The organism is Lentibacillus sp. Marseille-P4043 (assembly GCF_900258515.1).
Lineage (GTDB): Bacteria > Bacillota > Bacilli > Bacillales > Amphibacillaceae > Lentibacillus_C.
Map to the genome: position 1 here is coordinate 921,872 of NZ_LT984884.1, position 26,765 is coordinate 948,636.

21 protein-coding genes are annotated in these 26,765 nt (G+C 37.5%); 12 read left to right on the forward strand and 9 right to left on the reverse strand.

The window, feature by feature from the left end; translation table 11 throughout:
• Nucleotides 1–140: 140 nt before the first annotated feature.
• Together C8270_RS04825 and C8270_RS04830 are read right to left on the reverse strand one after the other, a co-directional pair.
• Complete coding sequence (locus C8270_RS04825) at nt 141–848, reverse strand: FadR/GntR family transcriptional regulator (RefSeq protein WP_106495745.1); 708 nt, start codon at nt 846–848, stop codon at nt 141–143.
• Nucleotides 849–985: 137 nt separating this feature from the next.
• Nucleotides 986–2,572 carry an L-lactate permease gene (locus C8270_RS04830; RefSeq protein ID WP_106495746.1) on the reverse strand — a complete coding sequence of 529 codons (1,587 nt, stop codon included), beginning with the start codon at nt 2,570–2,572 and terminating at the stop codon, nt 986–988.
• 812 nt (nt 2,573–3,384) lie between these two features.
• Between C8270_RS04830 and C8270_RS04835 the strand changes: the two genes are divergently transcribed.
• From C8270_RS04835 to C8270_RS04850, 4 genes are all read left to right on the forward strand, one after another.
• Nucleotides 3,385–4,872: a type I restriction-modification system subunit M gene (locus tag C8270_RS04835; RefSeq protein ID WP_106495747.1), complete on the forward strand. Its 1,488-nt coding sequence runs from the start codon at nt 3,385–3,387 to the stop codon at nt 4,870–4,872.
• Entirely contained in the window at nt 4,862–6,112 is a 1,251-nt protein-coding gene (locus C8270_RS04840; RefSeq protein ID WP_106495748.1) for a restriction endonuclease subunit S, read from the forward strand. The genes C8270_RS04835 and C8270_RS04840 overlap by 11 nt, the downstream gene beginning before the upstream one ends.
• Nucleotides 6,109–9,054 (forward strand): type I restriction endonuclease subunit R, encoded by a 2,946-nt coding sequence (locus C8270_RS04845; RefSeq protein ID WP_106495749.1) that lies wholly within the window; start codon nt 6,109–6,111, stop codon nt 9,052–9,054. Before C8270_RS04840 ends, C8270_RS04845 begins: the two co-directional genes overlap by 4 nt.
• Nucleotides 9,055–9,125: 71 nt before the next feature.
• Nucleotides 9,126–9,335, forward strand: a complete 210-nt coding sequence (locus C8270_RS04850; RefSeq protein ID WP_106495750.1) for a DUF7669 domain-containing protein — start codon at nt 9,126–9,128, stop codon at nt 9,333–9,335.
• A 43-nt stretch (nt 9,336–9,378) separates the two neighbouring features.
• On the opposite strand, the gene C8270_RS04855 is transcribed toward C8270_RS04850, so the two are convergent.
• A complete protein-coding gene (locus C8270_RS04855; protein ID WP_106495751.1) occupies nt 9,379–10,107 on the reverse strand; it encodes a M48 family metallopeptidase in 729 nt (242 codons plus the stop codon).
• 164 nt (nt 10,108–10,271) lie between these two features.
• Here C8270_RS04855 and C8270_RS04860 point away from each other — a divergent pair, with 164 nt between their 5' ends.
• The gene (locus tag C8270_RS04860) at nt 10,272–11,252 is read left to right on the forward strand and encodes an Abi family protein (protein WP_106495752.1); all 981 of its coding nucleotides are present in this window, start codon (nt 10,272–10,274) and stop codon (nt 11,250–11,252) included.
• Nucleotides 11,253–11,397: 145 nt separating this feature from the next.
• Here the strand turns inward: C8270_RS04860 and C8270_RS04865 are convergent, their stop codons facing one another.
• Nucleotides 11,398–12,315: a DUF5655 domain-containing protein gene (locus C8270_RS04865; RefSeq protein WP_106495753.1), complete on the reverse strand. Its 918-nt coding sequence runs from the start codon at nt 12,313–12,315 to the stop codon at nt 11,398–11,400.
• 359 nt (nt 12,316–12,674) lie between these two features.
• Nucleotides 12,675–13,721: a spr1629 family repressor/antitoxin gene (locus C8270_RS04870; protein ID WP_234028475.1), complete on the reverse strand. Its 1,047-nt coding sequence runs from the start codon at nt 13,719–13,721 to the stop codon at nt 12,675–12,677.
• Here C8270_RS04870 and C8270_RS04875 point away from each other — a divergent pair.
• From C8270_RS04875 to C8270_RS04895, 5 genes are all read left to right on the forward strand, one after another.
• Nucleotides 13,709–14,080, forward strand: a complete 372-nt coding sequence (locus tag C8270_RS04875) for a DUF956 family protein (protein WP_106495754.1) — start codon at nt 13,709–13,711, stop codon at nt 14,078–14,080. The genes C8270_RS04870 and C8270_RS04875 overlap by 13 nt on opposite strands.
• A gap of 439 nt (nt 14,081–14,519) precedes the next feature.
• Nucleotides 14,520–15,488, forward strand: a complete 969-nt coding sequence (locus C8270_RS04880) for a mannose/fructose/sorbose PTS transporter subunit IIA (RefSeq protein ID WP_106495755.1) — start codon at nt 14,520–14,522, stop codon at nt 15,486–15,488.
• A 36-nt stretch (nt 15,489–15,524) separates the two neighbouring features.
• On the forward strand, nt 15,525–16,328 hold the full coding sequence (locus tag C8270_RS04885; RefSeq protein ID WP_106495756.1) for a PTS mannose/fructose/sorbose transporter subunit IIC: 804 nt from the start codon (nt 15,525–15,527) through the stop codon (nt 16,326–16,328).
• An 18-nt stretch (nt 16,329–16,346) separates the two neighbouring features.
• A complete protein-coding gene (locus tag C8270_RS04890; protein ID WP_106495757.1) occupies nt 16,347–17,258 on the forward strand; it encodes a PTS system mannose/fructose/sorbose family transporter subunit IID in 912 nt (303 codons plus the stop codon).
• A gap of 109 nt (nt 17,259–17,367) precedes the next feature.
• Nucleotides 17,368–18,384 carry an oxidoreductase gene (locus tag C8270_RS04895; protein WP_106495758.1) on the forward strand — a complete coding sequence of 339 codons (1,017 nt, stop codon included), beginning with the start codon at nt 17,368–17,370 and terminating at the stop codon, nt 18,382–18,384.
• A 387-nt stretch (nt 18,385–18,771) separates the two neighbouring features.
• Here C8270_RS04895 and C8270_RS04900 read toward each other — a convergent pair whose 3' ends face one another.
• From C8270_RS04900 to C8270_RS04915, 4 genes are all read right to left on the reverse strand, one after another.
• Nucleotides 18,772–19,839 (reverse strand): sugar ABC transporter substrate-binding protein, encoded by a 1,068-nt coding sequence (locus C8270_RS04900; RefSeq protein ID WP_106495759.1) that lies wholly within the window; start codon nt 19,837–19,839, stop codon nt 18,772–18,774.
• Between the two features lie 20 nt (nt 19,840–19,859).
• Nucleotides 19,860–21,569, reverse strand: a complete 1,710-nt coding sequence (locus tag C8270_RS04905) for a methyl-accepting chemotaxis protein (protein ID WP_106495760.1) — start codon at nt 21,567–21,569, stop codon at nt 19,860–19,862.
• Nucleotides 21,570–22,008: 439 nt separating this feature from the next.
• Complete coding sequence (locus tag C8270_RS04910) at nt 22,009–23,733, reverse strand: pyruvate oxidase (protein ID WP_106495761.1); 1,725 nt, start codon at nt 23,731–23,733, stop codon at nt 22,009–22,011.
• 325 nt (nt 23,734–24,058) lie between these two features.
• On the reverse strand, nt 24,059–24,538 hold the full coding sequence (locus tag C8270_RS04915) for a GyrI-like domain-containing protein (protein ID WP_106495762.1): 480 nt from the start codon (nt 24,536–24,538) through the stop codon (nt 24,059–24,061).
• Between the two features lie 110 nt (nt 24,539–24,648).
• On the opposite strand from C8270_RS04915, the gene C8270_RS04920 reads away from it, so the two are divergent.
• Nucleotides 24,649–25,611 (forward strand): helix-turn-helix transcriptional regulator, encoded by a 963-nt coding sequence (locus C8270_RS04920; RefSeq protein WP_106495763.1) that lies wholly within the window; start codon nt 24,649–24,651, stop codon nt 25,609–25,611.
• Between the two features lie 88 nt (nt 25,612–25,699).
• Nucleotides 25,700–26,566: a fumarylacetoacetate hydrolase family protein gene (locus C8270_RS04925; RefSeq protein ID WP_234028476.1), complete on the forward strand. Its 867-nt coding sequence runs from the start codon at nt 25,700–25,702 to the stop codon at nt 26,564–26,566.
• Nucleotides 26,567–26,765 lie beyond the last annotated feature (199 nt).

Here is a 26,765-nt window from a genome sequence, read left to right on the forward strand (position 1 = left end):
AGTACCCAACTTAAAATTTGGATTATGGTCGGATAAAGGAACATTTAAGTTCGTTTGTCTTAACATCGTTTAAAGCAGGTCATCAGATGACTAGCTTGTTTAGAAAGGCCCTACAGTTTGTAAAGCCAGAACAATCATTTTTAATCAATATATTCCGCAATTAAACGGTCAACTTCAATCAGATGATCACGCATTGCTTTTTGGGCATTTTCTGGGTTTCTGGATTTAATGGCCTCAAAAATACGCTGATGTTCGTTGAAAAGAGCACCTTTTCTCTCATCTGAATATAAAATTAGCCGACGTGTTTCACGCATGGACTCAACCATAATATCGGAAACACTCCCCATTAGGTTTATTAGCATTCTATTATGTGTTGCATTTACTACGCTTAGATGGAATTCAAGGTCTGCTTTTTCACCAAGTTCCCCTTTCCCCTTCGCATCGTACATTTTCTGTAATGCTTTTTCCATCGGGATTAAATCTTCTTCTCGGTGACTAAGCGCAGCAGCACTTGCTGAACCAACCTCGAGAATTTTCCTTACCTCGGATAACTCTTTGATATCCTCACGCTTTAACAACAACGCAGTGGTAACAGGGAGTGAAAATTGAGAGGGATCAAACTTGGTAATATATGTTCCTTCCCCTTGTCGCATTTCCACTAAACCAATGGCACGTAATCCGCTTAATGCTTCCCGGACCGCCGAACGGCTAACATTGTAGTTTTTTGCTAACTGTTCAACCGAAGACAGCTTATCACCTGGTGAAAGTTCGCCAGACTTTAACATATCAATCAATGAATCTGAAACTTCTTCATATATTTTTCTTGTCTTTATCGGCTTAACATTCAAGATATCCCTCCTATCCTACATTCTAGTTTACCGCACAGGTGCCAAATAAGGAAGAAGGAGCCTAGTCCAGTTTGTATTACAGTACTTTATTGGACTATTTGTTAAGGCTTTCTATTTACTTGGAGGTCATCTGCATTTTAAATAAATTGCATGATTACAAACCCGCCAATACCAGCTAAAATCCCATATAATATTGCTGGTGTTAACGTCTTTCGGATGACATCTCCCTCTTTACCTGTCAAGCCAACAACTGTTGACGCTGCAACAACATTATGAACACAAATCATATTTCCAGCAGCAGCACCAATAACCTGCAGTGCCAATATAATTTGTGGATTCATACCAACTTCATTTGCTACATTAAACTGAATTGGTGAAAATGTCAGTGTTGAGACGGTTGCACTACCGGTAATAAATGCGCCAAGTTCTCCAAGGAATGGAGCAACAAATAACCAACCGGAACCAAATGTTTCTGCCAATGTCTCGGCAATGTATTGTGGCATACTAACTAAGTCATTCATATTCAAACCAGAGTTAGAGAACACCTGTACCAGTGCAAGAGTTGAAAACAAGGCAAGGCCAGCGCTCTTAACTTGTCCAAGTGATTCTTTTGAAGCCTTTGTGAAATTTGAAAATGACTTGCGCTGAATTAATATTGCAAATAGAGCTGCAATGAGTAAAATCGTTCCAGGGGAATATAATACTTCCCACCCAGATGTTATTCCTTCAATTCCAAGAATATTACTCCATGTCCAATCAACGTGATTAAGGGTAAACGCTTTAATTGGGTCTATGATTCTAGTGATAAGCAGTAACCCTACCACTACTAAATACGGTGACCAAGCCTTTATTAACCCCATATTAGATTTATTCTCTGATACTTTAAAATCAGATTGGAGCGCCTCATTCCACGTTGTCTTTGGCAGAAGGAACCCTTTTCTTGCAGTTAATGTAGCAATAGCAAGTCCTGTTAATGAAGCTAAAATTGAAACAAACTCTTGTCCAAACAATGTTGCATATAAAAGGGATGACCCTGTATAAGTTATACCAACAAGAAGTGCCCATGGTACCATTGTTAATGTACTGGACAGCCCTTTTTTCTTACCAAAGAATAGAGTCAAAATAGCAATTAAAATAAGTGGTACAAATGTTCCAGCAAACAAGTCAATCAGTGTAACATTGACACCAATTTCATTGAAAAACGCTAGATTTGCATTAGGAATATTACTTAAACCTACTTGAATCGGTGTACCGACTGCACCAAATGATACAGGGGAACTATCAGCGATTAAAGCCAATGTAGCAGCAGCCATTGGGTTAAAACCGAGTGCTACCATTAAAGGCCCTGTCACAACAGCTGGTGTCCCAAATCCCGCAGCCCCCTCAATCAATGCACCGAATAAGAAAGCAACAATAATAACTTGAACACGCATATCGCTTGAAATATTACGAAAACCTTGATTTATCCGATCAACCGCACCGGTATGTCGGAGTGTATTTAGTAAAACAATCGCACCAAATAGAATCAATAGAATGGTCAATGCTTTATGTAGCCCTTGAAGAATGGAGGCAATGACAATTGTCCCACCCATTCCCCACACAAAAAATGCAAGGCCAATTACAATGAGTGCACTAAAGAGCATTCCTTTAACTGCTGGCATCCTAAAGATAACTAGGAAAATAAATGGTGCAATTATCGCACTTAATGCTGCAAATAATAACATGTTAACTAACCCCCTTTATTATGAGTTCACCAAAAAAACGCTTTCATTTTTTCTTGTTAAACTGGTTATAAGATCATCAAGTCATCTGATGAGTTATTTTTATTTTAAAGCGAATTTAAAATTACGTCAATAATTTTTAGACTTGTTGTAAAATTTGTATGCATATGCAAAGGTGGTTAACGTGGGGATAGTGTCAGTCCCGCGCTTTTCTATAAATACGTTCTCCTTCTATTTACTTCCGTTAATGAAACAGCATTATCGGAGGATATAGTAAGAGAAGCAACATCTTCCTTGTTTAAAGTGACAATGTTGTTTTGAACTTTCAACTGGTATTACCCTTCCTTCATTTAATTTTCTTACTGCTGGGCGTAGAACGTTACTCGATTTCCCAGTTCGCCATTGCAATTGTAGTAAGCATACTTTGCAATCACATTTTCCAATTCTTCTAGGCTTGTAATGGTAACTTTCATACCAAGACACCACAGACCATCAATGTGTGCTGGATGTACCTTGTTTGCTACAAGAAACCCTGTTCACCATCCACCCCCTCCGATGACTGGTTTCACTGTGTGTTTGTGGTGACTAACAATGTTCTCACCTCCTTTCCCTTTAATAAAAAAAGCCTCTATAAAGAGACGGTGGGCACCAAACAATACAATAGTTAATCATCTATACATAACTTGAGGTTGGATTTTTTGCATTTTTTCTGCTATATAGGGTTTTTCTGTCAATTTATCCCCGATTCTATCTATTTCAAACTGCTTTTGATATATTTGTAATATAGGTAAGAAGAAATATCTGGGGGTTAATATATGGCAAAGCTAACATTACAACAATTAGAATCACACTTATGGGAATCAGCAAATATTTTAAGGGGGAGCATTGATTCCTCTGATTATAAAAATTATATATTTGGTTTACTGTTTTTAAAACGTTTGAGTGACGTGTTTATTGAGCATGCGACATACGTGGAAGAAGAAGAAAATGATGATTATGCATGGTATGACCGTGATGAGCATCAGTTCTTTGTTCCAGAACGGGCTCGGTGGACACATATTCAAATCCAAACACAGGATATCGGTAATACGATTAACAAAGCCTTTGAAGCACTTGAAGAAGAGAACCCATCTTTAGTTGGTGTTTTGGCTAATATTGATTTTAATGATAAAGATAAATTACCTGATAAATTGTTATTACAATTGATTCAACATTTTTCTTCGATTGATTTAAGTAATGAGAATCTATCGGAACCCGACATGCTTGGGCGTGCTTACGAATACTTAATTAAGCAGTTCGCGGATGATGCTGGAAAAAAGGGTGGCGAATTCTATACACCGACAAAAGTTGTTGAACTGATTGTGAATCTGATTAAACCAGAAGAAGGGATGAGGGTGTGTGATCCGACTGTCGGTTCAGGTGGTATGCTTGTTCAATCCGTCGATTACATTAAATCACAAGGTGGAGACGCACGTAATTTATCCTTACATGGACAAGAACGAAACCTGAACACATGGGCGATTTGTAAGATGAATCTGTTGTTACATGGGTTAAGTGACCACAGAATTGAACGTGGAGATACGATACGTGAGCCGAAGCTATTAGGTGATGATAAGGAATTGCTTTTATATGACAGGGTAATAGCCAATCCACCTTTTTCACTTAAGAATTGGGGACGTGAAGAAGCTGAAGCGGATGAGTATGGTCGTTTTCGCTTTGGCATACCACCAAAAAACGCTGGGGACTATGCCTTTGTTCAACATATGGTGTCTACGTTAAACCATGAAGGTAAAGCTGGCGTCGTCATGCCACATGGTGTGTTATTCCGTGGTGGTGCAGAAGGGAAAATTCGCGAAGGTCTGTTAAAAGATGATTTAGTGGAGGCGATTATTGGGTTGCCATCCAACCTTTTCTATGGAACAGGTATCCCTGCTTGTATTTTAATCCTGAATCGAAATAAAGTAGAGAACCAAAAAGGGAAAGTGTTTATTTTAGATGGTTCTAAAGATTATCAAGAAGGCAAGAATCAGAACGTTCTTCGTAGTGAGGATATCGACAAAATTGTTCAGGCTTATGATGCTTGGGAAGACCAGGAGAAATATTGCCGAGTCGTTGACTTAGAAGAATTAGAAGAGAATGGCTACAACTTAAACATTGCCCGATACATTGATACTACCGAAGAGGAAGAAGAAATTGACGTTCAAGCGGCATTGAATGATTTGAAGAAGCTAGAGCAAGAACGTGAAGAAATAGAGGATAAGATGTATGGGTATTTGAAGGAGTTGGGATTTAATGAGTTATAAGGATTATCAATTAGATGAAATATTTAATATGAGCAGGAAAAATGTTAAACCCAATGATATCCCAGAGGAACAATTTCTTCATTATAGTATCCCTGCATATGATAATGGTGAGAAACCGTTACTTGAAAGAGGAGCTTCGATAAAAAGCAATAAATATTTATTAAAAGAACCATCGATATTAGTATCAAAGTTAAATCCGAGAATAAATAGAGTATGGAAATTTGATAATGAAGACAAAAATAAGATAAATTCTATCTGTTCTACAGAATTTATGGTATATGAAAGAAAGAGTAGTGATATTGATTTAGAATATTATTATCAATTTTTTAAATCGAAAATCTTCCAAAGGTATTTACTAAATCTACAATCGGGTTCGACTGGGAGCAGGATGAGGGTATCTCCTAAGGATACATTATCAATACCTATACCAAAGCCAACTAAAAAGCAACAACAAAAAATCGCAGCAATCCTCTCATCCGTCGATGAAACAATTGAAAAAACAGAACAAATCATCGAACAAACTGAGACGGTGAAAAAAGGATTAATGCAACAGTTGTTGACGAAAGGGATTGGACATACAGATTTTAAGTCTTCGCCACTTGGTGAAATACCAAGAAATTGGGAAGTTTTAAAAGTTAATGAGTTTGCTATTGTAGATTATGGTATATCGGAAGCTGTATCTAATAATACAGACCCTAATATAGGTATCCCGATTATTACTGGAGCAAATATAACACTAGAAGGTAATTTGGATTTGACTAAACAAGTATATGTAAAAAAACGTGAACAGGAACGATTTCAATTGAATAAAGGTGATTTGCTTTTTAATTGGCGTTCTGGAAGTCAAAAGCACGTTGGAAAAACAGCTATATTTAATTTAGATGATGAGTACACATATGCTTCTTTTATTTTAAAAATAAGAGTAAACGACGACTGTAATAATAAATTTTATTATCATTTATTGAATTATCTAAAATCAATTCAATATTTTTCAAAAGATACTTCAGTCCAAGTAAATTTCAAATTGAATGCGTCGTCATTTCGAGAGCTTTTATTAATGAAGCCCCCACTAGAAGAACAGAAAGAAATTTCTTCAAGAATTGATTCAATTAATGATAAAATTAAATTTGAGGAACAAAAAATTAGAATGTTAAATAATATCAAACAAGGCCTTATGCAACAACTTCTAACAGGCAAAGTCCGTGTACCAATTGATGATAACGAGGGGGTTCCGTCATGAGCGAAGCACAAGCTTGGAATGAAGAAACGTTAGTGGAAAATCGAATGATGGACCAACTTCAGAAGCTTGGCTACACGTATGTTCATGGAACGGAACTGGATAAAGAGCGCACATCGCAAACGGAAGTTGTCTTAAAAGGGCGATTGGAAGCATCGATTAAACAATTGAATCCATGGATAAATGAAAATAACTTAAATAAAGTGGTACGCAGTGTTACACATATGGAAGCCGCAAGCCTCATGGAAGCAAATCAACATTTTCATGGACTGCTCATTAATCAGCTGTCGGTTCAACAAGATGTTGGGAGTGGACGGAAGAACCAGACGGTAAAACTGATTGATTTTGACAATATCAACAATAACGACTTCATCATTACCAATCAATTCAGCTATACACATGCTAATGACATCATTCGTCCTGATATTATGCTGTATGTCAATGGTTTGCCATTAGTCGTGATTGAATGTAAAAGTCCAGCCCTGCCTCCAGATGAACAAATTGGACAAGGAGTGAAACAGTTACGTCGCTATCAACAAGAAAATGAAGCACTTTTTCATTATAACCAATTCATGATTTCCACGAGTAATGACCGTGCAAAAGTTGGTACAATGGGGGCCAAAGCACAACATTATAGTACATGGAAAGAACCCTATCCGTTGGCTGTTCAGGATGTGGGGGAGGCCCCGACAGCCCAGGATATTTTAACGGTAGGAATATTGGAGAAAGAGCGACTGTTTGATATTATCTTAAACTTTATTGTCTATGAACCAGAAGATGGTCGAGTGATTAAGAAAATGGCTCGTTATCAGCAGTATCGAGCTGTGAATAAAGCTGTAAAACGAATCCTAACAGGTAAACATCCACAGGCTCGTGGTGGGGTTGTATGGGCGACACAAGGGTCAGGAAAATCATTATCGATGGTATTTTTATCGATGAAACTGCGACGTCTAAAACAGCTAGAGAATCCTGTCATTGTCGTTGTAACAGACCGCCAAGATTTAGATGCCCAAATAACCGCTACCTTTACACGATGTGGGTTTCCAAATCCAAAACAAGCTGAATCTGTAGATGAACTCAAGTCATTATTACAACAAGGTCCAGGCTCTACCGTAATGACCTTAGTACAGAAATTCCAAGCCGAAGAAGATGAGGATTACCCCCTACTGACTGATTCAGAAAATGTCATTGTGTTGGTTGATGAGTCGCACCGTTCTCAGTACAGTTCGTTAGCGATGAATATGCGTATAGGTTTACCAAATGCAACGTATATTGGTTTTACAGGAACACCAATCGACAAAGAAGACAAAAGTACCGTACGAACCTTTGGAACCTATATTGATAAATATCCAATTGAAAAAGCAGTGGAAGATGGGGCAACGGTACCAATCTTTTATGAAGCAAGATTAATTGATTTACACGTTCAAGGCGAGACCATTGATACCTTATTTGACCGTTTCTTCCGCGATTATTCCGATGAAGATAAAGAACGGATTAAGCAGAAATACGTGACAGAAGAGGCGTTGACTGCATCTCCCAAGCGTTTAAAAACAGTTGTGCTTGATATGATTGACCATTATGAACAGCATATCCAGCCAAACGGCTTTAAAGCACAAATTGTTTCGGTATCACGTCAAGCAGCCGTAGAATATAAAAAATTAATGGATGAATTAAGTGATTATGAATCAGCTGTCATTATTTCTAACAGTCATAATGATTCAGAAGAAATGAAACAGTATGGCCTGTCACGAGCAGAAGAAAAGGAATTTATCCAACGTTTTAAGAAACCATTAGAGGAGGACCCGCTTGCCTTTTTAATCGTCTGCGATAAGCTCTTAACAGGCTTTGATGCACCGATTGAACAGGTGATGTATTTGGACAAGCCCTTGAAGGAACATAATCTTCTTCAGGCCATCGCCAGAACGAATCGAACCTATGATAAAAAGTCACACGGATTAATTGTGGATTATTATGGTGTCTCCCGCTTCCTAGAAGAAGCACTCGGTATCTTTCATGAAGAGGATATCAAAGGGGCCATGCACCATGTGGATGAGGAAGTTCCACGATTACAATCACGTCATCGCAGGGTGATGCAATTCTTTGATTATATACGAAAAGATGATTTAGAAGCTTGTTTGAAAGTGCTGGAACCAGAAGATGTGCGCAATACGTTCGATACAGCCTTCAAGAAGTTTTCTGAAAGCATGGATATGGTGATGCCAAGTCCAAAAGCGAAAGCCTATGTTGATGATTTGAAATGGTTAGGTAAGATTCGAAAGTTAGCGAAGTCCCGTTACCATGTCGATGATGGCACGTTGGATATATCCGATTGTGGTGGTAAGGTACGGGAATTGATTGAAGAATATGTTTATGCATCGACACCTGAAATTTTATTTGAACCTGTAAATATTTTAACCAATAAATTTGATGAAAAGTTAGATGAATTGAAGACTCCTGAAGCAAAAGCAGCGGAAATGGAACATGCCATTAAACATGAAATCCGAATCAAACTGGAAGAGAACCCAGTGAAATACACATCCATAAAGGAACGATTGGAGCAGTTAATCGAACAACGGAAAGCACGACAATTAACGATTGAAGAACTACTGGAAGAATACCAAGCCATGAGAGAAGAAATGATGGATATGGAACAGGAGAGTCAATCGTTCGGTCTAAAAGATGCCAAGCAGTTGCCGTTTTATCAGTTGTTGGAACAGCAAATTCCAGTTGAAATGGAGCAAGAAAGCTTAAAAGATTTGACCGAAATTATTACGTATATTATTCAAGATAATGCTGTGATTGATTGGACAGAAAAAGAAGACGTGAAGCGTGAAATGAGAAAAAGACTAAAGAAACAACTTCGAGCTAGCTCTGTTCCTAATAAACAAGTCGAAAGTGTAGCAAGACAATTGATGGAACTGGGTGAGGTTCATTATAAGCCTTAATTAACAGCATCTAGGAGGCATAACATCATGGAAAGGTGTTATGCCTTTATTTACAGAAGGGAATCAGGTTGATGGGTAAAAAGAAAAGGACAAGCTGTCGTGAAGAAATGTTACAGGTGGTACAGCAACTTGTGAAAGCAAAAGGAAAAAATGAATTTTCAATCCAAGAGGTGCTAGATGAGATGGGAAGGGCTGGAACCACTTATAAGGATTCCACTATCCGCACCCATCTGACAAGTAAATGTTGTGTCGAGACCAAACAACACCATCAAACCCTATGATGATTACAAACGTATCGGGCATGGTCTGTATGCTTTGGTGCATTCACCCGATGCTATGTAATTCGATACCATGTACACGTAACCATTCTTTTGCTTCTTTATAATGAGGAAGAGTCGTTCTAACTATCCGCCAAAATTTATCATTATGCTCAGGAACAATTAGGTGAGCTAACTCATGCACGATAATATAATCAATCACTCGAACAGGTGCCATCACGATTCGCCAATTTAGATAAATATCACCATTTGGAGTGCATGTTCCCCAACGTTTATGTTGTGTTTTTAATTGTAGAGACCGTGGTTCAACACCTAGCATGGATTGATAATCACTTGCTCGTTCAATGATTTTTTTATGTCCGTGTTCACGATACCAATGAATGAGTTTTTGTTCGAGATGATCCTGTATTTTGTCCTGAGGCCACGAACGAGGAACGGTAGCGATGAAACGACCTTGTTTGAACTGAAACGAAGCTTTAGGAATGGCTTCTTTGTGTACTTTCAGTCGATAATGACGACCTAAGTAGGGAAGTTTTTCCCCGCTTACGAATTCTTTTTGCTGGACAGTAGTCGTAACTTCATCAAGTTGTCGGAGCTTCTTTGTAATCCATGGAGCTTTTTGCTTAATAATTTGAGAGATTTTAGCATCATCAAGGTTATCTGGTATAAATACTTCAACACCATTGACAATGTTGACAGAGATTTTAACATCTTTTCGGGCTTGTTTGTAATGGCAGTAATATATGGTGGTATTTCCGTACTGAATTTGTGGCATTTTGATACCCTCTTTCAATTACATATTTTACATTTTGGTATGAATAAAGGCAACTAAATAGAAGATTGATGCAGTGAGTGTTACTTGCCTATATCCAGTGACTTATTATTTGTGTGACTTCATGCTACAATAATAATATAGTGGAAGTGGGAAGGGGTATAGCATTGACAAAGGTTAAAACAATTGATTCCTTAATGAGGTATATGCGTGATGAGCATAATATTCATATAAAAGGTAGTAACCATAAACGTAAATTAAGAAATTTTGGTTATTATCACGGCTTTAAAGGCTATCGTTTTATAAAAAGTCCGCAGAATCGAATCAATTTTAATGATTTTAATGAAGTACTAGCAATAAATAATCTAGATATGGAACTTAAGGGATTATTTTATCCTCAAATAATGTTTTTGGAAACGGCACTCAAAAACTATGTTCTAGAAGAGGTTCTAAGTCACTCTAGAACTGATAGTTTTGATGACATATACGAAAGGCTATTGGATGATTATAAACGGCATGTTCATCATTCGGATAATTATAAATTTGCTTTAAGGAAAAGACTAGAGTTAAGAAATAAAATATATGGGACATTATCCCGTGACTATAATACAGGCCGTCAAGTTGTGCAGCACTTCTATCATTCTGACCGATATGTACCGGTATGGGCTATATTTGAAGTAATCAATATGGGTGAGTTCGGTCACTTCTTCAATTGTTTAAATAAAACCGTCAGAAGAGAAGTATCCAAATCCCTTTTACTAAATCAGGCATTTGATGGAGATGCCCTGATGACTTCTAGTATTATATTTATGATTAAAGACTTGAGGAATGCAGTTGCTCATAATGATGTTATATTTGACGTAAGATTTAAGCGAGCTAAAATAAGGAAATCATTAAAAAAAGCGTTACAGAATGATATGAATATTGGTGGAATTAACTTTAATTCCATAACTGATTATTTACTATTACTTGTTTATTTACAAAAAAAACTTGGAATACCAAAGACAGAATTATATAGAGCAGTACGGCGATTTGAATCACTTATTGATAATTTCAGACAAAAGGTTCCAGCAACCGTTTCCCATCAAGTTTTTCATACGAATACACAACAAAAATTAATAGCATTAAGGAGCTATATCCAAATATAAATTTCTTGCATAATCTGTACAGTAGTTGTATATTATAGTTAGAGAATAGCGGTGGATGTCTTCGGACCACACCTAAGGGAGTTGGATGCGTCCAGCTCCCTTTCAATTTTCTACAGGTACTAATATTCTTAAACATCCTTCAAATTCAGCTATTATCATAACTCCAATTAATATATTGCTTGGCCTTCTCAATCTCATCATCAGTAGTTATTGTAATCTCTAAATCACCAGTTCCGTAATGACCAATATTTGTGACATTACGACTGAAACCAGGCTCCAAGTTTATTTTGTCTGGACCCACTTTTAAATACATGAGAATCTTCTTGGTACTTGGATGAACCTCGATACAAGCAAAGTTCTTGATTCGTTTAAAAGCAATATAATTTTTTAGGACCTTTATCTGGACATCGTCTCCAAGAGCAGTTATGTATGATTTAAGTGCTTCGTATCTGTCTGTAAGTTCAGTACTAGCCTGCTCAATATATTCTGTCACTGTTTTTGATTTGGATTTTGCCTTGTTGTCAGTGCTTATATTATCATTAATATGAACTGTTTGAGCTGTTGTGGCATTAACTAAATCAAGTAGTAAAAAACCTTCATCATATTGTTTATACTGATACAATTCGATGTTACGATTAATTTGTTGTACAGCATGCTCGTCGTATTTAGTGAATCCACCTGCTATACAAAGTAAGCGAGGGCTGCTCCAGTCTATATTTATTGATATTTCCTCTCCATACCTTCTCATAACCATCAATTCAAATTCTGCTTTATGGTCTAAGAGCCAATCTAGATAAAATAATCCTTGATTTATGACATTTTCATTGATGGAACGTTTGTATTCAATGATAACAGGGGAGTTGTTTTCATCAATACCTAGAGTGTCAATTCTACCCGCATGTTTTTTCCCAGTGCTATATTCAGATGAAAGAAAACGAACCGCTAAGAATGTTTCAAGGTGCCTTTCTATTGTGTCTTGGAGAGATTTTTCAACTGCGACTGCTTTACCTTCTAATTCTTTAATATGATTGTTATCTACACGAAATAATTTTATATCGCCCACACTATCACCTCCATATATTGATTATATCAGACTTATTAATGTTAATTTAACTTGGTGTTTAAGTAGAAACAATCGCTTGAATTATCTAGTGAGGGCTTACTAATGGGAAAAATTGTTTGCCCGCTCAGATTTCCACATTTAAATAATACATGCCTGGTATGGGATCGAAATAAGGTGAAAGGATGGCAGTAAAACTGGTTGCGGTGCTAATACCAACAAAGAATCAAGTCATTGGGTAAACACTGGTTCTAAAACACTTGTGATAAAGACGGTTGCAAAAGCTAAGTAAAGAAAATCAAGAAACCGTTCTTATATTGACAGATGAACGGTTTCTTTTTTATCCATTAATAGTAATTAGTTTATATCTTCCTCTTATAATTACCAGATGATAAATCAGTAACATTAACTAGTTCAAAATCCTGTTCGTTAGCCATATAACGTTTAAAAAAACTTACATCAATACCTGTTATTTGATGGAAGAAAGTAATATCTACCATCCAATCGTTTTCGATCATTTGGCGAATATCGATTAGTCCTTTTTTGGTAACTAAGTCAATAATTGATTTCACTTTTTGCGGCTTTTGAATAGGTATCGTTTCATCTAGAGGCTCCATTTTTAAATAACCTTTCCGGTGAAGTGCCGCATAAAAATTACGATGATTTTTTGCATTCAGTATACCTAGTTTGGCTGCTCGATACCCTAAAACCTGCAAAGACGTTTTCCATTTCTTTTTCAGGTCAACATATGCATCTGGATTTGTTACATGAGAAATAGTTTGCATATCAGCTGAAATCGACTCCTCAGGTAGGAGAAATGCACCTGCAAACTGATTGGCCTCATTTTCGACTGCTTTATGTTCTTGACGATTTAAACTTGTAAATTCAACCCGATAGTGAAGTAATAAATGACCGAGTTCGTGTGCAATATCAAAATTTCTCCGTACAGCGGATCGTTTTAAATTTCCTAAAATGATAAAAGGTCGCGCTTGTTTCGACCATAAACTGTAAGCATCAATCTCTCCACCAATTGCTTTTTCAAAAATAAAAACACCACTTTTTTCTACTAGAAACATAAGCTCATCATTCGTATCATTACGTAGTCCCAGTTTCTGACGTGATAGCCTTGCAACCTCTTTTATTTGTGTTTCTCTATCTTCATTAGACGTATTTAAGTAGTCAATTACTTCGTCTCTTAATTGTATGATCTTTTGTGTTGGATAGGACACTTTTGCCGTTACGTTAAGAAACAGTGCCAGGTACATAAATAATTCAGAATTGAATGTGTACCTGGCATTGTTTCTTAGAAATGCTGGAACTTGCCCCAAGTAATCTTTTTTTAAATTGATAAACCGTGTATAATAATAATTAGTATTAAAAGAATGGGGTAGATTAAATGGTCCAATCAATCAATACAAAAGTCGATTTAGTTATTAATGCAACCTCACATATAAGAATTTCGGATTATGGTAAGATTATGATTGGAGACAAAGGATTTGAATTTTACAATAATCGTGATGCTCGTAAGTTCATTCAAATTCCTTGGGAAGAAGTTGATTACGTGATTGCTTCAGTCTTGTTCAAAGGCAAATGGATCCCGCGTTATGCTATCCAAACGAAGCGGAATGGGACATATACACTTTCTTCTAAAGATCCAAAAAAGGTTCTTCGAGCAATACGTGAATACGTTGATCCGAATCATATGGTACAATCATTAGGTTTCGTTGATATAATCAAACGCAGTTTCAGGCGTAAAGCTAAAAAGTAATCGTTTTACATTCAAGACAGATTGGAACCTGTCTTTTTTTGTGGGGTCATCTCTAACGGATAAACTGTTACAAAGGTAGGAACAAATAACTATTTTCTTGAAAAATGAAAGCTAGAGTGCTATTCTATTATAGCAGTGTATTAAAGTAGTTCGAGTGAAGCTTTGTTTTACGCTATCATTAAAGCCCTTTCATAAGATAAATAACCATCAGAGTTATTTTTAACGTGTTACTGATTCGATTAGGCATGAGTAAAAAGTAGTGCTTAAAATGAAGAATGGGTTCTTTTATCCCTCTGCTTTCATTTAACTCACTAATCTACTTTTGCTCATGTCTTTTTTATTATCGGAAATGTAACCGCTTCGGAAGTCTGGAAAAATACTACTTTATAGGCTTGCCATGTTTAATTAAGCCATAACAATAATAAGAGGAGGTAAATAGATGGTAGGAATTATCATTGCTAGTCATGGTGAATTTGCTAATGGTATCTTGCAATCTGGAGCGATGATCTTTGGAGAGCAAGAAAATGTAAAAGCTGTCACATTGATGCCAAGCGAAGGACCTGATGATGTAAAGGCAAAAATGAAAGAAGCAATCGCCTCTTTCGACAACCAGGATGAAGTATTATTCTTAGTCGATCTTTGGGGTGGAACTCCTTTCAACCAAGCCAACAGTTTGATAGAAGAACACGAAGATAAATGGGCAATCGTTGCTGGGTTGAACTTGGCAATGCTGATTGAAGCTTATGCATCGCGCTTATCCATGGAAACAGCGCATGAAATAGCTGCGAATATTGTTGGTACAGCAAAAGAAGCAGTTAAAGTAAAACCTGAAGCATTAGAACCCGAAACCCCTGCTGCAGCGGATACAGAGGTAGTAGATACAGGTGCTCCTGGTACATTTGAATACGTGTTAGCGCGTATCGACTCTCGTTTGCTTCATGGACAAGTGGCGACTTCCTGGACAAAAAATACACGTCCTACACGTATCATCGTTGTATCTGATGTTGTAGCAAAGGATGAACTTCGTAAAAAGTTAATTCAACAGGCTGCTCCTTCAGGGATAAAGGCACACACTGTTCCTGTCAATAAAATGATCGAACTTGCGAAAGATGATCAGCACTTTGGCGGTCAGCGTGCATTACTTCTTTTCGAAAATCCGCATGATGCACTTAGAGCGGTTGAGGGCGGCGTTCCTTTGGAAACAATCAACGTTGGCTCTATGGCACATTCGACTGGTAAGGTTCAGCCGAATAAGGTGTTGGCCTTTGACCAGGATGATATTGATGCCTTCGCTAAGTTAAAAGAGGCTGGTGTGGACTTCGATGTCCGTAAAGTTCCGAGCGATTCAATGGGCAACATGGACGATATTTTACGAAGAGCACAACAGGAATTAAACAGACAGAAATAATCCTAATCACTAGACAAAAAAGGAGGTATAATAATCATGGATTTAACTATTATTCAAATAATCCTAATTATTATCGTGGCATTTTTAGCTGGTATGGAAGGGATCTTAGATGAATTCCACTTTCACCAACCAATCATTGCCTGTACGTTAATCGGGATAGTTACAGGAGAATTAACAGCATGTCTGATTCTAGGAGGTACCCTGCAGCTGATTGCTTTAGGCTGGGCAAACATTGGTGCAGCAGTAGCGCCGGATGCTGCCTTGGCATCTGTGGCATCCGCAATTATTCTCGTTTTAGGTGGACAAGGTGAAGCTGGCGTATCTTCTGCCATTGCGATTGCAATTCCACTTGCAGTTGCGGGATTATTATTAACTATCATTGTCCGTACCATTGCAACAGGTATCGTACATTTAATGGATGCTGCAGCGAAGGAAGGAAACTTTAGAAAAATTGAAGTATGGCATATTATTGCTATCTGTATGCAGGGATTACGTATTGCGATTCCGGCTGCATTGATTGTGGCTATTGGTGCAGGTCCAGTAAAAGATTTGCTTCAGGCAATGCCTACTTGGTTGACAGATGGTTTAGCAGTCGGCGGGGGAATGGTAGTAGCTGTTGGTTATGCAATGGTTATTAACATGATGGCTACAAAAGAAGTATGGCCATTCTTTGCAATTGGTTTCGTATTAGCGACCATTCCATCCATCACACTTATGGGTCTTGGTGGTATTGGTGTAGCTCTTGCACTTATTTATATAACACTTTCTAAACAAGGTGGTTCTGGTGGCGGAAACGGAAACACTGGTGACCCGCTAGGCGATATTATTGATGACTATTAAAAGAAGGAGGATATGAAGATGACGCAAGAAATGAAATTATCAAAAAGAGATCGTGTTTCTATTTGGTGGCGTTCCACTTTCATTCAAGGCTCTTGGAACTATGAACGTATGCAAAACGGCGGTTGGGCATTTTCCATGATTCCCGCGATCAAACGATTATATAAATCAAAAGAAGACCGTTCTGCTGCACTGCAACGTCACTTAGAATTTTTTAATACGCATCCATATGTAGCTTCCCCTATTCTTGGTGTGACTTTAGCACTAGAAGAAGAACGTGCAAATGGTGCTCCAGTTGATGATAAGGCAATTCAAGGGGTTAAAGTTGGAATGATGGGGCCTTTAGCAGGTATCGGGGATCCAATGTTCTGGTTTACGGTGAAACCGATTCTTGGTGCATTAGCGGCTTCTCTTGCTTTGTCTGGCAATATACTAGGACCAATTCTTTACTTTGTTTTATGGAATATTATTCGTATGGGATTCATGTGGTATTCACAAGAACTTGGTTACAAAGCTGGTTCCAAAATTACGGAAGACTTATCTGGCGGGTTACTTCAAGATATTACAAAAGGTGCATCCATACTGGGTATGTTCATCCTTGGATCATTAGTTAACCGTTGGGTGAATGTAGCATTTACGCCAACGGTATCTAAAGTCGAACTTGACGAAGGTGCCTATATTGATTGGGATAGCTTGCCTTCTGGATCCGAGGGAATTAAAACCGCATTAGAACAACAAGCAGCGGGTCGTTCATTAAGCGAATATGATGTGACAACCCTGCAAGACAACTTGGATAGCTTAATTCCCGGTTTAGCCGGATTGTTGATAACACTTCTTTCCATGTGGCTGCTTAGAAAGAAAGTTTCTCCGATTGTGATGATTCTTGGATTGTTCGTAGTCGGTGTTGTACTCCATGTGATACACGTAATGTAATAATTAATGATTAAATATACAAATAAAGAAGTGCCTCTTGTTAGGATATACCTTTCATCTACAGAGGCGCTTTTTTATACGATTAAAGTCATTCATTAAGGAGGCTGCTATGCTTACTATTGGTTATATTGGAAATGGGAAAAGCACGAACAGATATCATTTACCGTTCGTGCTGCAAAGAGAGAATATAAAGGTAAAAACAATTTATCGAAGGAATCCTGAACATGACAGTTGGGGTAAGATTGCAGGAGTAAATTATACTTCTGATTTAAATGAGTTATTAAATGACAAGGACATTCAACTCATTGTGGTTTGCACAAAACATGACAGCCACTATGATTACGCAAAACTAGTATTAGAACATAACAAAAACTGTTTGGTCGAAAAGCCTTTTATGGAAACATCAGAACAGGCAAAAGAAATATTTGCATTGGCAAAAGAGAAAGGATTAATTGTTCAGGCATATCAAAACAGGCGCTTTGACAGTGATTTTTTAACCGTTCAAAAGGTTTTGGAAGAAGGGAAAATAGGGGACTTGTTGGAAGTGGAAATGCATTATGACTATTATCGTCCTGAAGTACCCGAGTCTGCTCACTCTTTTGATCCTGCTTCATCATTTTTGTATGGACATGGTTGTCATACACTGGATCAGGTCATCAGCTACTTTGGCAAGCCCGATCAGATACATTATGATGTAAGGCAATTATTAGGACAAGGAAGAATGAATGACTATTTCGATTTAGATTTATATTATGGCAGGTTAAAGGTATCTGTAAAATCTAGTTATTTTAGACTGAAAGAAAGACCCAGTTTCGCCGTTTATGGTAAAAACGGATGCTTTGTAAAACAGACCAAAGATCGTCAGGAAGAACATTTAAAGTTATTTTACATGCCTGATAATAAGGATTTTGGTATAGATACAATAAAACATTATGGTGTACTGACATATATGGATGAAGAAGGTACAATCCACGAAGAAAAAGTGAAATCCGTAAATGGTGATTATGGAAGCGTATATGATGACTTATATGAAACTGTCATAAATGGTAAAGATAAAACCATTACTGATGAACAGACACTGCTGCAAATGGAAATATTAGAAACGGGCGTTAAAAACTTAAAGTAAAATGCAGGGCAAGGCTAATTCTTAATACATGCCTAACATGGAGAGTGTTAAACGAAGGAGAAGGCTCTTAAACGAATGAAGCCAATCTTTCTTTGACATTCATTTTGCAATCCTAAAAAGGTGTTTATGGACTAAAGGAAAATCAAAAACTCTCATTTCAAGGTGTTATAGAGAACCGTGAGATGAGAGTTTTTATATTGTTGACGTTGTGTTAAAAAACTGCGGTATATTAATGTTTATGCTAATCAGAGGTGTAACGTTTTTAACGGAAATTTACTATTTTTCACTGATACCTTTAAGCATAAGGTGAGGGACCCCGCTTCTGCCATTAATCTTGTATGCATGAGGCAGATGAAGGACCCTCCCTATTTGCATTCGGACTAACCATTATTGACCATAAATTTCTTCTGATGTTAGGTAGCCATCTTTTATGATTGTTTCCTTGATATTATCTTTTGTTACAGAAATTGGTTCGAGTAATGTAGCTGGCACATCAATTTTTCCATTATCAATCGTTTTATTCGTTGAAATAGATTCATCATTGGCAAATTTAACGGCTATTTCTGCTGCATTCTCTGCCAACAAATTAATTGACTTATAAACGGTCATCGTTTGTTTGCCATCAATAATTCGTTTGATGGCACTTAACTCTGCGTCCTGTCCTGAGACTGGAACGTTTCCAGCTAAATTCTTAGTTTCTAATGCCTGAATAACTCCTCCAGCAGTACCATCATTTGCAGCAATAACGGCATCTATTTCATCGCCATTAGCTTGTAAAGTATCTTGCATATTTTTCTTAGCGACTGCGGGATCCCAATCATCTGTAAAATTATCGTATACAAGATTAATTTTTCCTTCATCTATAAGTGGCTTTAGAACACTCATTGCTCCTTGGCGAAGAAGTGTGGCGTTATTATCTGTCTTAGCTCCACCAATATAGGCAAAATCACCTTCTGATATATCATTGAGGACGCCATTAGCCTGCATTTCTCCGATTTTTTCATTATCAAAGGAAATATAATGATCGACATCTGCATTTCTGATTAGGCGATCATATGAAATAACTTTAACATCTTTGTTATGGGCCATTTCCACAATTTTTGACGCAGTGTCTGCATTTGCTGGAACAACAACTAATACATCCACTCCTTCTTCTATTAACAACTCTGCCTGAGAGATTTGAATTTCATCACTACTATTAGCGGCTAAAGTTTTTACATTACCACCTAAATCCTTTACCTTTTCTTCAAATAATTCCTTATCATTATACCAACGTTCATCTTGTAAGGTATCTAACACAAAACCTATATAGGGTTTCTCTTCATCGGTTGTGAGTTTTATTGTGTTACTTGCTTGACTACTAGTTTGTGATGATTGACTCGAACAACCTACCATGATTAATGACATAAGAATAGCTGCAATGACTAGCAGGTCTCGTTTTATAAAAGATTTCATTGTTGACTCCTCTCTAACTATCACAATTGGAACTTTTTCAATAATTGATTCATACTCTCAACCATACGTGATAATGTCTGAACACTTGTCGTGATATTATCCATCGAACTACTCTGTTCCTGAACAGCGGCGGAAATTTCCTCTGTGCCAGCTGCTGATTCTTCTGAAATCGATGCGATATGCTCAACAGAGGTATTAACTTCTTGACTTGATTGTTCCAAGTACGTAAAAGTAGAAGCAATTTTATCTATGCGTTCACTCATATCATCCACTTTTTCTTTGATGTTGATAAAGTATTCATTCGTTAATTGGATGTCTTCTGTTCCTTTTCTCGCTTCATCATATCCTTCTTTTAATTGATTGGACATGGTAGTTGTATCTTCCTTTATACTAAAGACAATTTCTGAAATAGTTTCAACAGAACTTGCGACTTCTTCTGATAGTTTTCTTACTTCTTCTGCGACGACGGCAAAGCCTTTTCCAGCTTCTCCAGCTCTAGCCGCTTCTATCGAGGCATTTAAAGCTAGTAAATTTGTCTGTTCTGAAATTGACTTAATCACGGAAACGATGTCTGTAATTGAATTTGTTTTATCTTCCAGAGTCTTCACATTGGTTACTGATGATTCCACAACACCATGAATTCGTTTCATCTGGTTTAACGATTGTTTCATTTGTTGATCACCTTTAATAGAAGAATCTTGTACCCCGGTTGAAAATTCTACTAACTCTTTACTATGTTGGGTTGCTTCCTGCAATTTCAGGCTAAATTCATTTGTACTTTCAGAAATACTCGATGCTTCATTTGCTTGGTTACTTGTACCCGTAGCTAATTCCTCTATGGTTGACGCGATTTGATGACTGCCTGATTTAACTTCCTCTGTTGATACAGACACAATGCTCCCCTGCTCGTCAACTTCTTCGGATAATCCAGTTATTTCTTTGATCATCTCCCGTAAACTATTACCCATGTGATCAATGGAATTAGAAAGTTGACCGATTTCATCCTTACCCTTATAGGCAAAATCGGTAATATTTAAATCACCAGATGCAATTTGATTACTCTTATCAACAATTTGATTTAAGTTTTTGCTGATTCTTCTACTAATTAGTACTAGTAGAATGAAGGAGATAATAATGGATAGTATCCCTGTTATTAATAATAGTTTGGTAGTTTTGCTAATACTTGATTTAGCATCCGTTACCGCGATTTGATTGGATTCGGTTGCAGCTTCTTTTAATTGTTCTCCCAATTGTCTGGTATTCTCTTTTAGTTCATTGGTAGCTACTTGTAATTCCTCATATTGCTTTGTATTAATTTGTTGTACTTGTGGAACGACCATACCAAAAAAATATTCGTCCAGCTCATTATTATTGGCAATGATTTGCTCAAACAAATCAAGTTGCTCCTGATTCTCTAATTTCTTTTTTAGAGATTTTGCAGTTTCCACAAACTGTTTACTAGAGGTTAAATATTGCTGCAATTTTGCCTCATCCTCTGCAACAAGATAATCTGGAATTTGTGTGTATTTTTCATGAAAATAAGAAACCAACTCAGATGAATCAATCGCTACTTCACTTGTTGAGGTAGTATCATCCATAGTGGTATTGATTTGATTTAATAAATAAAGGGTTAGCAATATAGAGCTAATAAATATAATTGCCATGATGGAAAATACAAATCCATACTTTGCACCAATTCTAATATTGCCCCACTTCCATTTGTGTAACACGTGATGTCCTCCCTAAAATTTTATCTAACTATGGACTATATCGGTATAATCGACTAATTTTTAAAGGAAATCCTCATAACAATTGGAAGATATTAGTGAAAGTTACATAATAAGACTCATAATCACCGTTTTGGCAAGAGTGGTCATTTGTGTTTTTCTAGGGATTAGAAGAATATAGGTTTTCATGGCGTTTTAACTTTGCAACCTTATAGGAACGGAGTGATTTTCACCGATAAACATGAAGCGGTTTTACCTTGTTTACCTTGTATTTACATGAAGTAATTTATTTTACCCTACAAGCCGGGACGAGGAACCTAATCCACGTCCCTTCTAACCAGGGCCAGAGGGATGATTATTGTCATTTACTTGACAGCATGTACACGATTAATCCTCCAAAACGTCGTAATCAAACATTAATTGCACCATGAAAATATGTTCATTAAAACAGACGGCGCACTGTTTTTTCAATATCTGGGAACTCAATCTTTTTATTTAGGAAGAAATCCCTTATTAAAAACTTCCCATAACTTACTGCCTGATCATAGGTGATTTTTCCAGGCAATGGTGCCATATCTTCTATAACCACATCAATAATAGCTGGTTTTGTTGACTGTAATGCTTGTTTCATCGTTGATTCCAAATCGGCATGCTTCTCGATGCGGTATCCTTCCCCTCCGCAAGTTCTGGCAAAACCGGCAAAATCCATTGCTCCCAAATCCGTCTCATGATTGACATGACCAGATGCTTCCTGTTCATACTTAATCATCCCAATCATGCTATTGTTCAATATGACAACCTTGAGTGGCAATTCATACTTAACAGCTGTTACAAAATCCTGCATGTTCTGTGCGAAACCTCCATCTCCGCAGATGGCAACAACTTGTTTATCCGGATAAGCAAGCTGAGAAGCGATTGCACCTGGCAGTCCAATTCCTATCGTGGCAAGTCCCCCGGAAAGAAGAAAATGCTGTCTGGTAAAGTTGAAAAAACGGGCAGTCCACACCGTTACATTTCCTACATCACAGGATACGATGGCATCATTATGCACGTTTTTTTCCAATGCGCCGATTACTTGCGGCCCATAAAGGATCTCATCCGTTTTATTTTTTTCTTCATTCATATGGGTATGCCATCGCTTCATTTTTTCCTGATACGTTTCAAGGAATTCCGTATTTTTCTTTTCCGAAATTCGCTCTGTTAACATTGGTAAAATTTCTTTTGTATCCCCGCACAGTCCCTCGGTAATGGGATAAATTGCTCCAACCCTATCCTGCATAATCTCAATTTGAATTGCATTTACATCATCCGGCAAATAATCCCGATACGGAAAACTTGTCCCAATTAGTAGTAATAAGTCTGTATCCATGACCGCTTCAAATGCCGGCTTCGTACCAATTTGCCCGTGTTGCCCCAGATTTAATGGATGCTCATCGGGAATGGTCCCCTTTCCAAGCAAACTTAACACAATAGGTGCTTTTATCTTCTCGGCAAACGAAAGTAATTCTTCCCTTGCATCATAAGCGCCTTTCCCAGCAAGAATAACCGGTTTCTCAGCCTTATCCACTAGTTTGACAGCATTGTTCAATCTGCCCTCATGCGGGATTGTCGTTGGGGCTGCCAGTGTTCTATTGGTAAGTTTCTTATTGTCATGCTTTTGTTTTACAGCGAACAAATCGTCTGGCACGATTAAAACGGAAACACCTCTATGTGTGTACGCCTCCCGAATGGCTGTATTCAGCATATCCGGCAGGTGTGTAGCCTTCTCCGCGCGCTTGTTATAAACAGCCACCCCATCAAACATTCGTTCCAAATTAATTTCTTGATGGGTATCCGTTCCGACGACATCAGATGGTACCTGGCCAACAATCGCAAGTACGGGAACCCTATCCTTTTTGGCATCGTATAACCCATTAAGCAAATGAACGCCACCAGGCCCTGCGATCGATAAACAAACACCCAATTTCCCTGTTAATTTGGCATAAGATGATGCTGCAAGGGCACCAACCTCTTCATGGCGAATTTGAATAAAATCAATTTCCTTCTCTTTCTTGCGCATATCATCCATGAATTCATTAATGGAGTTACCAGGCATTCCATAGATATGTTTAACATCCCAGTCAATCAACAATTCAGTAAGCACTTCACCAGTCCGTTTTTCGAACATGTTCCATCGTCCTTTCTGTTAACACGTTACTACCTTTCTCCCTTTACTATTTCCCTTTATTGCAAACCTTATGATGAAAGGGTGCTAAAAGTATAAACCTATAGCGGAAACAAAGAGATGGAACTAAAGCAAAATTTCAATTTTTCATTGCATAATAGCCAGAAAAATAACGAGATGCAGCTTTGTCAGATTGATAATTTGATCCGAGTAAATGAAGTTTTTGCAAAAGAATAACAGCACCTCAACTTAATGAAGAGGTGCTGTTTTGTTATATGAATGCTGTTGCGCGAATGGTATTTCTTGCCCATCTCCTGCCTTTATCTCCTTATTTCCTAACAACAGGAATCCACATTTCACCATATATGAAGCCATTTCGCTGTCCCATCTCAACTGTTGCATTTGGCCCGCCAACATAGGCAACATTCTTTGCTTCTGGCAAGGCTTGACCAAAGGCAATACCGGTTAACTTATTCATTAATTCTTCAGCCGTTTCCTCTTCCCCTTTAACAACCAGGTACTCTCCCTTAGGAAATTGGATTACTCTTGCCTCTTCTGGTGCTGGTGCCTCTGACATGACACCAGCATAGTGCATCATCTTGTTATTTACCGCTTCGTTTACAGCAAAAATGTAGTCATTTTCGGCAATGGACTTTAAGGTTTCAAGCCGTCCATCTTCACTGACAGCCTGCCAAAATTCTGCCTTTTCCTTATTAATGCCCGCAAAGTCTGTGTAATGGCTCTTAAGATCAGTCCCTAAACCTATTACAGTAAAACCGTCTTTTTCTTCTAAAGTATAATCTGCCATATTCGAACACTTCCTCTTCTTTAAATTTTTTAATGCTTGTTTTCTTAACTTGATAAGTATAGGATAGCCTTAAACCATGTCAAAAAGTGATACTGTTTAGGGGGGATCCAATGAAAAAAGTAGAACGGATTAACATTATCATGCGGTATATTAACAACCGTGCCCATTTTACAATTTCTGAAATCATGCAGGAATTTAACATCTCTCGCTCAACAGCTATTAGAGATATTAGGGAAATTGAAGCCATGGGGATGCCGCTTGTCGCTGAAGTTGGCAGAGATGGGGGTTATTCCGTCATGAACAACTCGGTTCTGCCCGCTGTTCGCTTTACTGATAATGAAATAAAAGCGCTTTTTATTGCCTTTATGGCTACAAGAAATCAGCAACTTCCTTATCTAAAGAGTCGTCAGTCTTTAGCTGAAAAGTTACTTGGCCTCATCTCAGAAAACCGGCAAGATGATCTTATTCTTTTAAATCAAATCTTGCTTTTTGAAGGCACTAATCCGAATAATCCTAACTTGCTTGATTTGTCAGACCTCCCGCATCCCATGTTAGAAAAACTTATCCAAATCCTTCTTTTGGACAGCTATTTATTCATTACCATCAAAGATGAGAAGGAAATAAAGTCTTATCCGATTTATCTTGTGCACCTTTATCATGAAAAAGGCATTTGGCTGATCGAATGCTTTGACCTAAAGGATGAAGAAAGAAGGATTATTCCAGTCGATAATCTTACCGGTGTCAAACCATTCCCTAAGAAAAAAAGATTAAGCTGGAAAAAGATTTTAGAAAAACTAAGGAAGCAGGAAGAAGTAAATAACCTTGTCCTTGAGCTTGGTCCCAAGGCAATTGTCCAGTTTAAAAAATACCATCCTTTAAAAGCTTCAATTTCCTATACGAATCCATATCAAACTACAGCTATTCTAAAGGCTTTTATCGATGTTAATAATCCCGAAGAATTGACGGAAATAACAAATTGGCTGCTTTTTCTTGGCGGGGACATCAAGGTCAAGGAAGTGCCGGAAAATGTATTACAATGTATAAAAGAGAGATCAAGGATATATTTCCCGTAAGCATAGCCAGTTATAACCCAAATAATGTTGTTATAGTCCGGGGGATCTTATGAAAATGGATTAAAACATGTTCTTAGGGAAGAATTGAATGAAGAAAGCCGAAAATATAGGTATAATGGTTTTGGGAATAATAGTAATATATGGAGATGGTTATGGAATGAAGTTATTGCAAAAAACGCAAAGGATCGTTCGTTATCGGAATCAAAAGGATAAAGTATGCTACGGGATTGTTGATGATGAAGAAATCTTACAATTATCCGGTGATTTTAATGAAATAGTAAACAATGAGTTAAACTATGATGGCGTTAAAGTTAAGGTTGAAGATGTGGAGATATTAGAGCCTGTAAGCCCTTCAAAACTGATTAATTTTGGTTGGACATATGCCGAGCATGCTAATGAGACCGGAGGGGAAGCCAATCTCGAAGAACCCTTCTTGTTTTTAAAACCTGCATCCTCCTTGATCCCAAACGAGGGAGACATTGTCCTTCCCCCTGCTCGTTTAACAAACCAGGTGGAAATGGAGGGCGAGGTGGCACTTATTATCGGAAAACACGGGAAAAACATAACGGAAGAAGATGCCTTGGATTATGTTTTTGGCTGCACGATTTTTAATGATGTAACTGCAAGAGATTTGACAAAAACAGATCCCCAATTCACACGTGGGAAGGGTTTTGATACATTTGGTCCATTGGGTCCATGGATTGTGACAGGTTTAGATCCAACAAATTTAAAAATCGTTACAACTTTAAATGATAAAGTTGTACAAAATGGCAATACAAACGAGATGTCCCTTTCCATCCCTTACCTTATCAGTTGGATTTCACAGGTGATGACACTTGAGCCTGGAGATGTTTTGGCTACTGGATCACCTTCTGGAAGTAGTCCAATGAAGTCAGGGGATGTAGTGTCTGTAGAGGTCGAACATATCGGTAAACTGCGTAATTATGTAAAATAACAGATGAATAAAATGTTGTATTAAGTCTTAGGCAATCAATGTATTTTTACAGTGGTTGCTTATTTATTTTTCATCATTTCATGTGCCTTTGTTATGTGGAAACGCTGGGCTGAATATGTATTAATTATGCAACCTTTTTATGTAATAGTACGTAAAATAGATATAAAATGGCAATGATCATCAGCGCTAGCGGGGAATT